This is a genomic window from Streptomyces sp. NPDC048420 (assembly GCF_040651535.1).
In the GTDB taxonomy this organism is placed as follows: Bacteria; Actinomycetota; Actinomycetes; order Streptomycetales; family Streptomycetaceae; genus Streptomyces.
Map to the genome: position 1 here is coordinate 72,494 of NZ_JBEZKG010000033.1, position 15,529 is coordinate 88,022.

The following is a 15,529-nucleotide window of genomic DNA, read 5'->3' on the forward strand; positions in this document are numbered from 1 at the left end:
CGTACCGGCGTCCCGCTCTCCTTCCCGTCCCCGGAGCACATCCTCTGATGTCATCCCGCATCCGCCGTCCGGGCTCCGCACCAGGAGCCCCCGACGGCTCCAGGCGCCGTCGCCTGCCCATGCGCCTGCTGCTGCCCGTGCTCGTCCTCGTCGCCCTGATGGCGATGCTGATGCTGCGCGGCTACGTCCACAGCGAGATCCTCGCCGACCACCGCATCCAGGCCGAGGCCTCCACCGACAAGGTGCCGGAGAAGATCCTCGACGGCGGCCCGGTGATCGACACCCGCACAGGGCGCGCCACCAGCCTGAAGATGCCGGACCGCCGGCTCGTCCTCACCTTCGACGACGGTCCCGACCCGACCTGGACCCCCAAGGTCCTGGACGTCCTCAAGAAGCACCACGCGCACGCGGTCTTCTTCGTCACCGGCACCATGGCCTCCCGCTACCCGGACCTGGTCGAGCGCATGGTCGACGAGGGTCACGAGGTCGGGCTGCACACCTTCAACCACCCCGACCTGTCCTTCCAGTCGAAGAAGCGCATCGACTGGGAGCTCTCCCAGAACCAGCTCGCCCTCGCCGGCGCCGCCGGTATCCGCACCTCTCTCTTCCGGCCCCCGTACTCCTCCTTCGCCGACGCCATGGACAACAAGTCCTGGCCGGTCACCGAGTACATCGGCACCCGCGGCTACATCACGGTCGTCAACAACACCGACAGCGAGGACTGGCAGAAGCCCGGCGTCCGCAAGATCATCAGCAACGCCACGCCGAAGCCCGGCAAGGGCGCGATCGTGCTGATGCACGACTCCGGCGGCGACCGCCACCAGACGGTCCAGGCGCTCGACACCTTCCTGCCCGACATGCAGGACAAGGGCTACGAGTTCGACAACCTCACCGAGGCCCTCGACGCGCCCAGCGCGCACACCGCGGTCGCCGGGCCCGAGCTGTGGAAGGGCAGGGCGTGGATCTTCCTGGTCCAGGCCTCCGAGCACATCACCGACGTCCTTGTCGTCGGCCTCGCGATCATCGGCTCGCTGGTCATCGGCCGTTTCGTGCTGATGCTGCTGCTTTCGGGCGTGCACGCGCGAAGGGTGCGCCGTCGTGATTTCCGCTGGGGCGAGCCGGTCACCGAGCCGGTGTCGGTGCTGGTCCCGGCGTACAACGAGGCCAAGTGCATCGAGAACACCGTGCGTTCCCTGATGGCGAGCGAGCACCCCATCGAGGTGCTCGTCATCGACGACGGTTCGAGCGACGGCACCGCCCGGATCGTCGAGGCGATGGGCCTGCCGAACGTGCGGGTCGTACGCCAGCTGAACGCGGGCAAACCGGCCGCCCTGAACCGCGGTTTGGCGAACGCCCGTCACGACATCATCGTCATGATGGACGGCGACACCGTCTTCGAACCGTCCACGGTCCGCGAACTGGTCCAGCCCTTCGGTGACCCGCGCGTCGGCGCCGTCGCCGGCAATGCCAAGGTCGGCAACCGGGACTCCCTGATCGGCGCCTGGCAGCACATCGAGTACGTGATGGGCTTCAACCTCGACCGCCGGATGTACGACATTCTGCGCTGCATGCCGACCATCCCGGGCGCGGTGGGAGCCTTCCGCCGGTCCGCGCTGGAACGCGTCGGCGGCATGAGCGACGACACGCTCGCCGAGGACACCGACATCACCATGGCCATGCACCGGGACGGCTGGCGCGTGGTCTACGCCGAGAAGGCGCGCGCCTGGACCGAGGCACCGGAGTCGGTGCAACAGCTCTGGTCGCAGCGCTACCGGTGGTCGTACGGCACCATGCAGGCGATCTGGAAGCACCGGCGGGCGCTGGTCGACCGGGGCCCGTCGGGCCGCTTCGGCCGCGTGGGTCTCCCCCTGGTCTCGCTGTTCATGGTCGTGGCACCCCTGCTGGCCCCCCTGATCGACGTGTTCCTCCTCTACGGCGTCGTCTTCGGCCCGACCGAGAAGACGATCGTGGCCTGGCTGGGCGTTCTCGCGATCCAGCTGGTCTGCGCCGCCTACGCGTTCCGCCTCGACCGCGAACGCATGACCCACCTGATCTCGCTGCCCCTCCAGCAGATCCTCTACCGCCAGCTCATGTACGTCGTGCTGCTCCAGTCCTGGATCACGGCCCTCACCGGCGGCCGGCTGCGCTGGCAGAAGCTGCGCCGCACGGGGGTCGTGGAGGCGCCGGGCGGACCGGTGCCGAGGCAGCGGGCGGGCAGTGAGAGTGACGAGCGGAGGCCGGTGGGATGACGCAGGATTACGCGGCGGGGCAGCGCGAGGTGGCCCCAGCGCCCAAAGCACCTGGCCGGGACCGGTATCTCGACCTTCTCCGCTCCCTCGCCCTGGTCCGAGTGGTCCTGTACCACCTGTTCGGCTGGGCGTGGCTGACCGTGCTGTTCCCGTCGATGGGCGTGATGTTCGCGCTGGCGGGCTCGCTGATGGCACACTCGCTGAACCGCCCTGCGCTGAGCGTGATCAGGGGCAGGATCCGCCGACTGCTCCCTCCGCTGTGGGCCTTCAGCGCGGTGATACTGCCGTTGATGTTCGTGGGCGGCTGGAAGCTCTCGGAGGACCCGGACCACAGCGGCACCTGGGGCCTGCTGGAGCTGGTCAACTACGTCATCCCGATCGGGGCACCGCCGTACCCCTGGGAGGTCGGCTTCCCGTCCGACCTCCTGGAGACCACCTGGGCGGACCAGGCGGTGGGCCCGCTGTGGTACCTCCGCGCGTATCTGTGGTTCGTGCTGGCGTCCCCGCTGCTGCTGTGGGCGTTCCGCAGGGTGCCGTGGGCGACGCTGCTGGCACCGCTGGCGTTGACGGCGGTGGTCGGCGCGGGACTTGTGACCATCCCCGGTGAACTGGGCAACGCGGTCACCGACTTCGCGGTCTACGGCAGCTGCTGGGTCCTCGGTTTCGCGCACCAGGAGGGTGTGCTGGCGAAGGTCCCGCGCTACCTCGCCGTCTCCGTTTCGTTCCTGGTGATGTCCTTCGGCCTGTGGTGGGCGTCCGGCCACCTCGGCCCCGAGGGCTGGGACCTGAACGACATCCCGCTGGCCCAGGCGGCCTGGTCGTTCGGTTTCGTGGTGATCCTGCTCCAGTACTCCCCGTCCTGGCAGGAGCTCCCGGGCCGCCTGGCCCGCTGGGACAAGCTGGTGACCCTGTCCAACAACCGGGCCGTCACGATCTACCTCTGGCACAACATGCTCATCATGGCCACGGTCCCGATCATCGACCTGGCCTACCGCCTCCCCTTCATGCAGAGCGACCGCGCGGTCGCCGCGCTCGACTCCACGGACATACTGTGGATGTTCTTCCTGGTGTGGCCGTTGATCGGGCTGGCGATCCTGGCGTTCGGGTGGATCGAGGACATCGCAGCGAAACGCCCGCCACGCCTGTGGCCGAACGGCGCGAGCCGAAACCGCGCCTGGAAGCGGAGCGCGCGGTGACAGGCCTCCCGCGTCATCCGATGGCAATGCGGGTCTTCCAGTAGCTCGCCGGTGCGATGATCTCCGCCCCGGTTCCGGACAGGACCGTCCGGCTGCCCGGATGGAACCGTACGGAACCGTTGGCGTTGACGGCCCAGATGTCGGGGATGCCGTCGCTGTTGGCGTCCGGTGTCCCCATCAACAGGGGGACTTCGGAGCTGAGCCAGCCGGAGGCGCCGTACTCGGTGTCCGTCCCGCCCGACGAATTCGCCGCGGAGGCCAGGGAGTTGAGGTTGGTCCCGCCACCGCTCGCGGCGACGCCCTTGCGGAGCAGCAGGCGTCCGGACGCGTCGGTGCGGTAGACCATGTCCGCGATGCCGTCGCCGCTGACGTCCATGACGGTCACCAGGTCACGGCTGGTCCATGCGGAGCCGGACAGGAGGACCGCCTGGTCGACCGTCGCCCCGTGGTAGCCGGTGAGGGCCCACAACGCGTCGCCCACGGTGGCGAGGAAGTCGGTACGGCCGTCCCCGGTGATGTCCCCGGTGGCGACGATCTGGGTGAGGGCGGAGGGACTGGGCGCACCTGTCGGGAGCAGGATCTCCTGCCGGCGGTCGGTGTTGACGGCTCCGTAACCGTCCCCCGGGTAGACCCACAGTCTGCCTTCGACTCGCACGACGAGGTCCTGGAGGCCGTCACCGCCGTAGATGTCGCCGTTGTGGGTGATCAACGCGCCCTTGAAGTGGCCGTTGACGGCGGCCACATAGGGCGGCAGGTCGTCGCCGTTGGGGTCCTTGGCGGGGTTCGCGCGGTAGGCGCCCGGCATCGAGTAGTCCAGGTCGCCGGTGCCCTTGGCCAGGTCGGTCGCCAGTGCCTGGGACGGATACATCCCGAGATTGCCGCCCTCGGTGACGACCAGCATGTCGGGCAGCTGGTCGCCGGTGAAGTCGCCCGCCTTGTCGGCCTGGTCGCGGGGTGTGACGTAGAAGAAGTACTTGGTGGGCTCGGAGACGTTGCCGGCGGCGTCGACGGTCCGGACGTAGAGCACGTTGGGGCCGGCGGCGGGTGGTTTGGCATTGCCGATGGGGGTGAAGAGGCTGGTGGGCGAGCCGTTGACGCGGGGCAGGCTGCCGGTGTAGGTGGGCGAGTTGAAGCCGTACTCGTAGCGCACGACATCCGTGTCCACGGCACGTACGTAGAAGGCCCCGGCGGTGCCGAACTTCTTGTCGGACCACTTGGAGTCCTCGGTGCCGCTGCCGAAACCGTTCTCGCTGCCGTCGGCGTTGGGGAAGTCGGTGGAGGTCACCTTGGGCGGGCGGGGCGCGGTGGTGTCCAGTACGAACCGGCAGGGCGTCTTGGCCGGGTAGTAGGGCGAGCTACTCGCAACGTCGTCGAAGGCGCGGACCCGCCAGGAGTAGGTGGCGCCGCTCTTGAGACCGCTGGTGGAGAACCTGTCCGTGGTGCGCAGGGCGGTGCCGGTATCGGCTCCCGCGGAGACCTTGCCGGTGCTCTTCAGCAGGTCACCGGTCGTCTCCCACTTCCGCATCTCCCACAGGTCGAAGTCCAGGTAGTCGAGGTTCTTGTCCTTGTCGGTCGCCTTGGCGGTGAAGGTCAGGTCGCCGGAGCCCATCCGGACGTACGGCTTGGTGGTGGTGCACCGTCCGTCCGGGCCGAGGTCGAGGGAGTCGGAGACGATGGACGGCTTGCGGTTGTACTCGAGTTCGACGTACGGCGCGAAGTCCTGGTCGGCCTGGAACTTCTTCCAGGCGTACTGGGCGTTCTCGTCCCGGGCGCGCAGGCCGAACGTGATCATCGCGGCGCCCTTGTCGGCGGTCTTCTGTGCGCCCGCGCGCACGTCGAAGGCCTCGAAGGCATCGCGGCAGCCGGACTTGTAGCCGTGCGCGAAGCTCTTCGTGGCGAGCTTGTTGCCGTCGTGCAGTTCGGGCGCGTTGTTCCAGTTGGTGTGCGCGTCGATCCTGCCCGTGAGGTGCACGCTCATCGAACGGGCCTGGCACGACCACGAGTACGTCTCCAGCATCCGCAGCTTGGCGCTGGTGATCCTGGTGCCCTTGAGATCCTTGTCGAACTGGATGTTGAAGAACGACCGCGAGGTGCCCCAGGTGTCGGACTCGAAGCCGACCCGGGCCTCGTGGGTGCCGCCCTTGTTGAAACCCTTGCCGTTGTAGAACGTGGCCTTCGGGAAGCGGTTGTAGGCGGTGGTCCAGTTCTGGGTGTGCTTCTTGACCGAGGGGTCGATGAAGACCGGGTAGGTGGTGGCGGGGTCGGAGAGGAAGTCCTGGTCCGGGGTGAGCGTCCACTGTCCGGCGGACAGGTCCGCCTTCACCACGTCACCGCGCGAGTCCGGCGAGGGGCCGTTGAGGGACGGCAGGCTCAGCGTCGCGGCGGAGCCGGTCTGGGAGGGAGCCGGGGCCGGTTCGGCCGGGGCGGAGGCCAGCGGGGATTCCGAGACTGTCGGGGCCGGGCCGTCGCTGGCCGGGGGAAGGGTCTCCACGTCTGTGTCGCTCTGCTCGTCGGACTCGACCGCCTCCTCCTCGGCCGCGTCGGGGCTGTCCGAGACGCTCGGTGAGTCGGTCGGGTTCGGGGACTCGGACACCGTCGGCTGAGCGGTCGCGCCGACGCCGCCGTCGGTGACCGCGGGAGTCCCGCTGCTGTCCCACATCAGTGGGGTGGGGGAGACGGCCACCTCGTCGCGGTAGCCGTTCACCGCGGTGACCATGCCGGACAGCGGGTCCAGACGGAAGCTGAGGTTGGCCGAGTTCAACCCGTAGACCAGCTGCTGGACATGGGGGTCGGCGGCGGCCGCGCGGGTCTTGACGACGAGGAGCTGGCCGAAGCCGTCGTCGTCCGCCGTCAGCACCAGGTCACCGCCCGGGAAGATCTCCGGGTACAGGATCCGGTCCCCGTCGACTATGGGGGTCGGTACGGCTCCCGGCCAGGTCAGCTGGATCTGGTAGTCGTCGTTTTCGCCGACGTAGAGGGTGGCGAGCGGGGTGCCGGTGTCGGCGGCGGCGCTCTTCACCAGGGAGACGCGCTGGACGGTCGAGCGGGAGGCCCGCTGTTCGCTCCGGTCGGCCGAGCCCGCCGAGAACAGCATCCGGGTGTTGGTGGCCCTGGGTTCCCACCCCTGCTCGGTGCGGCGCAGACTTGTGTCGATCTTCTTCCACCCGCCGCCCACCTTGGCCCGGATCGGGGACGCGTACAGCCGCTTCGTCATCAGGCCGTCGGGACGGGCCCATGTGGTGGACCGTGCGGTGCGGGCCGCGGTCACCTCGACGTTCCTGCCGGTGCGGGTGGCCTCGGTGAGCGCCGCGGCCTCGGTGACGAGTGAGGCGCGCCGGGTACCGTCACCGCCCTCGCGCGTGGCCTCGTCGCTCAGCCGGAGACCGGCGTAGACGATGCCACTGGTCGTGACCGTGGCGGCGAGCAGCGCCGCAGTGGCCCGACGGCCGGGCATGCGCCCCCAGTTGCGCGTCATCGTTCCCCCTCGTCATCCTCCCGGCGCGGCCGGGCCAGCCGATGATGACCTATGAGGGGACTGTCGTCACCCTGTGGAGTGGACGCCGAGCCGTCCTGGGTGCGAGGCCGCGGATGCCCAACTGGCTTCCGAATCAAGGGAGGTGGCAGTCCGCGAGGGTGAACAAGCGTGACAAACCAGGTGACTTCAGCCGGGATTTGCCAGCCAAAGGCCACGATTGAACCAACTGCAAGCAATGCACTGCCTGATGGCGGGTAAAGCGATATTCGCCGTTCAGGTGTATTCGCACCGTGATGATGTGTTACTGGGCGTGTTCATGCTCACATAAAGTCGTCACCTCTGGCGTCTCTTCACGGGACGATCACAGAATCTTCGCTGTCTGTAAGTCGTCACGCGTGGTCCGTCACCGGCCCCGCTCCAACGGTCCGGGGGGACTTCGCCGTGCTCGATCGACTTCCGCGTGCCCGCAGACGCCGCATCGCGCGTACGGCCGTACCGGTCACCGCTGCCGCCCTGCTGCTCGGGCTGTTTCCCGCGCAGGCGATGGCGGTGCCGCCGGACCCGGCGCAGGAGGAGGTCGGGCGTGAGTCGCTGACCCTGGAGGAACTGACGCGGGAGGAGCCGGTCGCCGGTGAGGCGACCAGCCCGGACAAGTCGACCTTGCAGGCGGAGGTGCCCGAGGACCTGACCGCCGCACCGGCAGGCACGACGACCGCGCCCACCGGTTCGGCGACGGTCACCTTCGGCTCGACCACCGTCCAGGCGTCCGCCCGCACGGTCGACACGCGGCAGACGGCGCTCACCCCCGCCGGAACCCTCCCGGTCAGCCTCGGTCAGGCCGCCGACCAGCCCGCGCCGACGGGCACTTGGCAGGTCACGATCCCGGAGCGCACCTCCGCGACCGGCGCGGGCGTGGACGGAGCCGTGGTGGTCGTCGAGGCACCCGCCACCGCCTCGGTCCCTGTCTCCGTCAAGCTGGACTACGCCAAGTTCAAGAACCTCTACGGCACCGACTGGGCGTCACGACTGCGCTTCGTGCAGTTCCCGGACTGCTACCTGACCACGCCCGATGTCGAGGCGTGCCAGACGTACGAGGAACTGGAGACGACGAACGACACGTCGTCGGCGTCCCTCACGGCCACGGTGGATCCGGCGGCGGACGGCACGGTCTCCGCGGCGTCGGCGCCGGCGCATACAACACCGAACTCCGGCGTGGTCCAGGCGACTTACCGGAAGGCGATGCCGGTCGCCGCCGCGGGTAGCAGTACCGCGGTCGTCGGCGCCGTCGACTCCGGCACCAGCGGCGGCGGCACCTTCAAGGCCACCCCGCTCGCCTCGGACGGCAAGTGGACGGCGGGCGGTTCGTCGGGCGCGTTCACCTTCGCCTACCCCCTGACCGTGCCGGACCCGCCGGCCGGACCGGCCCCAGAGGTCTCCTTCACCTACAACTCCCAGTCCGTGGACGGCCGTACAGCGGTCTCCTCGCCCCAGGCCTCCTGGATCGGGGAGGGCTGGTCCTACGACCCCGGCTACATCGAGCGCCGTTACCGCTCCTGCCAGGACGACCGCAAGACGTTGGGCGCCGGCACCCCCAACAACAAGGCAAAGGCGGACAAGACGTCCGACCTGTGCTGGGTGTCGTACAACGCGGTGATGTCACTGGGCGGAAAGACCACCGAGCTGGTCCGGAACGCCGCCTCCGGCAGCAAGCCCGAGTCGGAGACCGAGGTCTACCGTCCCCAGAAGGACGACGGCACTCGTGTCGAACACCGCGTCGGCGGCACCAACGACGACAACAACGGTGAGTACTGGGTCGTCACGACCACGGACGGCACCCAGTACTACTACGGTCAGAACTCCGTGGGCGGCGGCCACACGGCCACCAACTCCGTCTCCACCGTTCCGGTCTTCGGCAACCACCCGGGCGAGCCCTGCAACGCCACCGCCTTCGCCGACTCCCGCTGTGGCGCGGGCAAGCAGCAGGCATGGCGCTGGGGTCTGGACAAGGTCGTCGACGTCCACGGCAACACGATGATCGTCAACTGGGGGCAGGAGTCCAACTACTACGCGGTCCGCAAGAAGTTCAAGACACCCGAGCAGTACGACCGTTACGCCTACCCGACGTCGATCGAGTACGGCATGCGGCCGGACAGCTTGACCAAGCCGTCGGCGACGGTTGAGTTCGGTCTCAAGCAGCGCTGCCTCAAGTCCGAGTCGGCGTGTGCCGACACGAACTTCGCCAAGACCGACGACCCGGGTGCCTACCGCCCCTGGTGGGACACCCCGGGCAACCTCAACTGCAAGTCCACGTCCAAGCTCTGCCCGCCCTTCCCCTCGTTCTGGACGCAACTGCGTCTGAACACGGTCACGACGAAGGCGGCCCGCGCGGGCCAGACGGGCCTGGGCCCGGTCGACAAGTACACCCTGCGCCAGTCGTTCCCGGCGGACTGGTACGACACCTCGCCCGGTCTCTGGCTCAACTCGATCACCCGCACCGGCTACGCGCCGGGCGACACCACCGGCACCCTCCAGTCCGCGCAGGGCGTCAGCTTCGCGCCCTACACGGTCGGCTCCACGTCCCCGCTGGCCGCCCGCCTCAAGGACCGCCAGCTGCCCGGCCTGGTGCTGACCGGCAAGAACGACCAGCGCCCCGGCTTCACCCGTCCTCGCATCGGGGTCGTCTCCACCGAGAACGGCGGCGACATCGAGGTCGAGTACACGGGCGGCTGCGCCTCGGTGCCCACAGAGGACAAGGGCAAGGCCAACGGCACCTGCTACCCGGTGCGTTGGTCGCCCGACGGCGACGAGAAGACCCCCGCGAAGTCGTGGTTCAACAAGTACGTGGTCGACACCGTGACCGAGATCGACAAGGTCACCTCGCACGGTGAGCCGGTCACCACCCGGTACACGTACTCCGGAGCGGCCTGGGCCAAGAGTGACGACGAGTTCTCCCGCCCCGCGCTGCGCACCTACAGCGACTGGCGCGGCTACCGGCAGGTCAGGACCGCCAAGGGTGCCAAGATCGCCTCGACGGTGGGTGAGTCCCAGACCCAGTCCCTCTCCCTGACCCGCTACTTCCAGGGCACCGGGGGCGAGTACAAGGACTCCACCGGCGCGTACACCCTCCTCGCGGACGACGCCCCGCAGTACGCCGGCATGACCGCGGAGGCCATCGTCTACCGCGACTCCGACGGCCAGGACCTCCGGCGCACCGTGAACTACCCGTGGTCGAAGCAGACCGCCTCCCGCGCCCGGGAGAACGAGGACGGCACCGCCGCGGACCCGCTGCTCGCCCACCGCGCCGGCGTCCAGCGCACCGACGAGTTCCAGCGGTTGGACAGCGCCAGTTGGACCAACTGGCGTGCCGTACGCACTCTCACCACGGTCGACGACACCTACGGCCTGCCCACTCAGGTCGAGACGGCCGTCGTCCGGCCGAACGGCAGCGCCGAGACCCTCTCCGACCAGACGTGCACCAGGACGTCGTACGTCCACAACACCACGGCGTGGCTGATCGGGCTGCCGACGGAGCAGCGCACCACCGCCACCCCCTGCTCCGGCTACGCCACCGCCGACCCGGCGACCAGGCTCAAGTCGTCGGTGCGGTACACCTACGACAAGCTCGCCTACGGGGCGACGCCGACCAAGGGCGAGGTCACTTCGACGGCCGGGATCAACGGGGCGGGCACCTCGCACTCGGTCGTCACGGGAACGACGTACGACGACCTCGGCCGCGTCCGCACCGTCACCCAGCCGGGCGTCGGCACCAGCGAGACCAAGTACACGCCCGAGACCGGGGGCCCGGTCACCTCCGTCAAGACGATCAACGCCAAGACCCAGACCACCACCACGGCCCTCGACCCCGGACGCGGACTCGCTCTGACCACCGAGGACCCCAACGGCCGGGTGACGCGCAACGAGTACGACGCCCTCGGCCGCCTGGTGAAGGGCTGGTCGGCGTCCCGTTCCGACGGCAAGTCGCCGAACGTGATGGTCACTTACCAGACCGCGACCGCAACGTCCGACAAGAGCGAACCGGCCGCGGTCATCGTCAGGACCCTGAAGGACGACGGCTCCTACAGCACCGGCGCCACCATCTACGACGGCCTCAACCGCGAGGTCCAGACGCAGACCGAGGCGCACGGCCCCGGCCGGGTCATCGTGGACACCACGTACGACGATCACGGCCTGGTCTACGAGCAGACCAGCGGCTACCTGGCCAAGGGCGATCCGGAGCCGGTCCTGTTCGCCCCCCGGTCGAAGTCACTCGTCCCGACCTTCACCAAGTACCGCTACGACGGCCTGGAACGCCAGCTCCGCGCGTCGGTCTACCACGAGGGAGGCTTCGAGTACTCGACGTCGACCTCGTACGGTCTGTACAGCGTCACCGTGAACCCGGCGGGTTCGACGGCACCGAAGACCCAGACGTTCCACGACGCGCTGGGTCGCACCACGTCCGTCAAGTACTTCACCCAGGACGCCTCGGACGCGGGCCGGACGACCGCCTACGAGTACGACGCCCGCGGTAACCGCTCCAAGGTCAGCGACCCGGCGGGCAATGCCTGGACCTACACCTACGATGCCCGCGGCCGGGTGACAGCCGCGACCGACCCCGACACCGGCACGACGAACAACTGGTACGACGAGGCCGACCGCCCCAACCGCGTGCGGGACGCGCTCGGCCAGGAGACCTTCACCGAATACGACGTCCTCGGCCGCGCCCGCTTCGTACGCCAGGGCTCGGCGACCGCCACCCCCTCCCGGGAGTACGTCTACGACGAGACCCCGGGCGGCATCGGCCGGCCGACCTCCGCCAAGCGCCACACGGACACCGGCGACTACGTCGACAAGGTCACCGGCTACGACGCCGAGTACCACGTCACCAGCACCGAGACGACCATCCCGGCCAACTCGATGACCACCGGCCTGTCCGGCACGTACGCCTATCAGTACAGCTACACGCCCACGGGCAAACCCCTGTCGATCACCCTGCCCGCCGTCGGCGGCCTCGCCCGCGAGAAGGTCGTCACCCGCTACAACTCCGACGGCCTGCCGGAGTCGACCTCGGGCCAGACCTGGTACACCTCCGACGCCACCTACTCGCCCTACGGCGAGGTCCTGCGCACGGTCTCCGCCGCCCAGCCCTACCGCGTCTGGACGACCAACTTCGTCGACCCCCACACCGGCCGCCTCCAGCGCACGGTGACGGACCGCGAGACGGCGGATCCGCACCGCATCGCCGACAACTACTACTCCTACGACACCACCGGCACGATCACCTCCCAGAGCCGTCAGCTCTCGGACGCAGCCTGGGACACCCAGTGCTTCACCTACGACGTCCAGGGCGAGCTGATCCACGCCTGGACCTCGGCGATCACCCCGGACGGCGCCGGCACCGGCTGCAAGTCGGCGAACGGCACCACCTGGGGTCCCCGCACCGACTACGCGCCCTCCTCGGGCCCGGTGTCCGACGCCCCTGACGTGGCCGCGGACACCTCCACCCCGGACAGCGCCCTGACGGCCTCCCTCGCGGCGGCCGCCCCCGACACCACCACGCTCTCCGCCGGCGGCACCGCCTACCGCCAGTCCTTCACCTTCGACTGGCTCGGCAACCGGGCCACGATGACCGACGGGGACACCACCTACACCTACGGCTACGGGACGACGGTGGCCGCGACCCCGACCACCCCGGGCTACCGGACCCAGCCGCACACGATGACGTGGATCAGCTCGAACCCGTCCGGCAAGGGCGGCTCCTACACGTACGACGCGTCCGGCAACACCACGGTCCGGGACCTCCCCGCCACCACTCAGAACCTGCTCTGGACCCCGGAGAACAAGCTCGCCTCGATCACGGACGACGGCACGAAGACGACGTACGTCTACGACGCCGAAGGCAACCGCCTCCTGGAGAACTCTCCTTCCGGCTCGACCCTCTACCTGGGCGACACAGAGGTCACGACGAACGCGTCCGGCACCATCACCAAGGCCTCGCGCTCCTACGCCCACGCAGGCGCCCCGACGGTGGTCCGCACGACGGTCAACGGCGCGACGACGGGCCACAAGCTCAGCGTCCTGATCGCCGATCACCTGGGCACCGCGAACACGTCGGTCGACCAGGCGAGCGGCCAGCCGGTCACCCGCCGCGACTTCAAGCCCTACGGCGAGAGCCGCGGCACCAAGCCGTCGGCGTGGCCGGACAAGCGGAGCTACCTGGGCGTCGGCATCGACGACGCGGCCACGGGCCTGACGCACATCGGCGCTCGCGAATACGACCAGACCTCCGGCCGCTTCCTCTCCGCGGACCCGATCATCGACCTCGCGGACCCGCTGCAGATGAACGGGTACGCGTACAGCAGCAACAGCCCGGTCAGCAACAGCGATCCCACGGGTCTGTGCGCCGAGCGCGACTGCCCGACCCGGGCCACGCCCAACCATGAGAACCGGACGCCCACGCAAGCGCCCTCCGGACCGCCCAAGTACTCGCAGAACTACCAAGCCGCATCCGAGGCAGGGAATGTCTATCCGGCTTCCTTCCTCAAGACGCACACGGAGATCTACCCAGGCGTCTTCGTCGATCGCAATTGGGAGTACAAGGAGCAGTACGCGCAGCAGTTCTGGAAGGAGGCGGCCAACTGGTGCCAGGAGCAAGGTGCCGGTTGCCTTGCTCAACCGGCTGAGAACCAGGAAACCGCTGACTGGATCGTGGCCCACCTGAAATTCCTCGCCTGCATGCGCCTCGGCCATGAAAGCGGGTGCGGGAGCAGGGTCAGCCCCGCCTCGACTGTCACGCTGATCGCCCTGGCCGGGGGCGGGGAAGGTCCCGGCGGCCTGGGGGGAACCGGCAACAAACCGGGTGGGTGCAACCGGTGCTTCCTGGCCGGCACCGACGTCCTCATGGCGGGTGGCACCACCAAGGACATCGAGGATGTTCAAGTCGGTGACGAGGTGCAGGCCACCGATCCTCAGACCGGCGAGTCGGGCCCCAGGAAGGTGACCCGCCTCATCATCACGGAGCACGACAAGCACTTCAACGAGCTGTCCATCGCAACAGAGGACGGCATCGAGAAGCTGACGGCCACGTTCGAGCACCCTTTCTGGTCTCCATCCGAAGGTGACTGGGTCGACGCGGGCGCCCTGAAGCCCGGCATGACCCTCCTCACCGACGAGGGCACCACCGCCATCATCACCGGCAACCGGGCCTTTGCCAGGTATGCGCGTACGTATAACCTCACGGTCGAGGACCTGCATACGTACTATGTGCTGGCGGGGGCTACGCCGGTACTGGTCCACAATTCGAATTGCACGCCAGGGACGCTGCCGGGAACGCGGTTCGACGTCCCTGAGCAGCCGGGCATCTACACCATTCACCTGAATGACGGAACGAAGTACGTAGGAAGCTCTACTTCAAGCATTAGAGAGCGAGTGAATAAGTCGATGCGGTCTAAACATGCGGTCCGCAAGGCCGGATATACGGCCGACGACGTGGTGAACGTCACCTACTTCACTCTGCCTAGTGGTACGGGCAAAACAGCGATCCGCCGCATGGAGCAGACGATGATGGAAGGGGTAAAGGCGAGGGGCGGGACTCTCTTGAATCGGAGAGACCCAGAGATCGAAGTTCCATTCGGCGGATACCTGCCGTAAGTCTCGACTGGAGTTTGTGATGGGAACCTGGGGATCAGGCCCGTTCGACAGCGACACCGCTGAGGACTTCCTCGATGAGCTGGAAGAACAGCCTGCATCGCGGCGACTGACGGTCGTCGAAAACACATTCCGTTCCGCCATCGAGGCGGGGGGCAGGTCAAATTCCTCTGTGCTTCCTGAGGAAGTAATGGCTGCTGCTGCTGTGGTTGCGGCCAATGTCCCGGCGGGGAGTTCATTGGCTTGGAACGAGGAATATCCGAGCATCACGGAATGGCTGGCGAAACCAATTACGCCCGCCCTCGCCTTGTCTGCGATTCAGGCGCTGGAAGTGGCGTTGCCCGCAGACGGCTGGTTCTGGAGGAGCTGGGTCGACGCCAGCGAGAGGGAAGAAGCTCAGGCTGCGATTGGTAGTCTGAGGTCTGTATTGCGTCCCGTCAGTGAAGGTGAATCTCGGTAGTTCTCTGGTCGACGTCGACCAGAGTGTCCACTACATGCGAGGAGCCCCATCGAAGCGTGATTCGGTGGGGCTCCTCAGCGGTTTGGCGGAAACGCTGACAGCAACGTCAGCGGACGACGGCTGCGGCAGGTGGGGCGTCAAGGCCGTCGTCGTCCTGCCCGAGGGCGTGGCCCGACGTGTCGATGGCTTGGCGTTGGAGGCGGAGTCGGACATGGGCGTAGTCGCTGGCTGTGACGCGATGTGGGCGTGACCGAGAAGTTCTTTGATCACGACGAGGTCAACGCCCTGTTCCAGGAGCACTGACGCGGTTGAGCGGCGGAGGTCGTGGAAGCGGATGCGGCGGAGCCCTGCCCGGCCAAGGAAGCTGCGGATACGGCGGGTGAGGTTGGCTGGGTCGATGGGCCGCCAGTTAGCCTCGCGCTTTCGCGAGGTGGGTGTCCGATGCTTGATTAAATAAGCGGAGAGTGCTCCTGACCTGCAACGATGGGACTTGTCGAGGGTCCTG

General features: G+C 68.2%; 5 protein-coding genes and 1 pseudogene. 4 read left to right on the top strand and 2 right to left on the bottom strand.

All coding sequences use genetic code 11. The features are described 5' to 3' along the window. Positions 1-47: 47 nt before the first annotated feature. Both AB0D34_RS40890 and AB0D34_RS40895 read left to right on the top strand, forming a co-directional pair. Positions 48-2,249, top strand: coding sequence for a glycosyltransferase (locus AB0D34_RS40890; protein WP_362671699.1), 2,202 nt, complete (start codon positions 48-50; stop codon positions 2,247-2,249). After that, on the top strand, positions 2,246-3,445 hold the full coding sequence (locus AB0D34_RS40895) for an acyltransferase (protein WP_362671702.1): 1,200 nt from the start codon (positions 2,246-2,248) through the stop codon (positions 3,443-3,445). Before AB0D34_RS40890 ends, AB0D34_RS40895 begins: the two co-directional genes overlap by 4 nt. 13 nt (positions 3,446-3,458) lie before the next feature. On the opposite strand, the gene AB0D34_RS40900 is transcribed toward AB0D34_RS40895, so the two are convergent. Beyond that, positions 3,459-6,920, bottom strand: coding sequence for an FG-GAP-like repeat-containing protein (locus AB0D34_RS40900; RefSeq protein ID WP_362671704.1), 3,462 nt, complete (start codon positions 6,918-6,920; stop codon positions 3,459-3,461). 441 nt (positions 6,921-7,361) lie between these two features. Here AB0D34_RS40900 and AB0D34_RS40905 point away from each other — a divergent pair, with 441 nt between their 5' ends. Together AB0D34_RS40905 and AB0D34_RS40910 are read left to right on the top strand one after the other, a co-directional pair. Further along, the gene (locus tag AB0D34_RS40905; protein ID WP_362671706.1) at positions 7,362-14,567 is read left to right on the top strand and encodes a polymorphic toxin-type HINT domain-containing protein; all 7,206 of its coding nucleotides are present in this window, start codon (positions 7,362-7,364) and stop codon (positions 14,565-14,567) included. A 19-nt stretch (positions 14,568-14,586) separates the two neighbouring features. After that, a complete protein-coding gene (locus AB0D34_RS40910) occupies positions 14,587-15,024 on the top strand; it encodes a DUF4259 domain-containing protein (RefSeq protein ID WP_362671708.1) in 438 nt (145 codons plus the stop codon). Between the two features lie 106 nt (positions 15,025-15,130). Here AB0D34_RS40910 and AB0D34_RS40915 read toward each other — a convergent pair. Continuing rightward, positions 15,131-15,426 (bottom strand): annotated as a pseudogene (locus AB0D34_RS40915) (tyrosine-type recombinase/integrase); the annotation flags it as partial. Positions 15,427-15,529 lie beyond the last annotated feature (103 nt).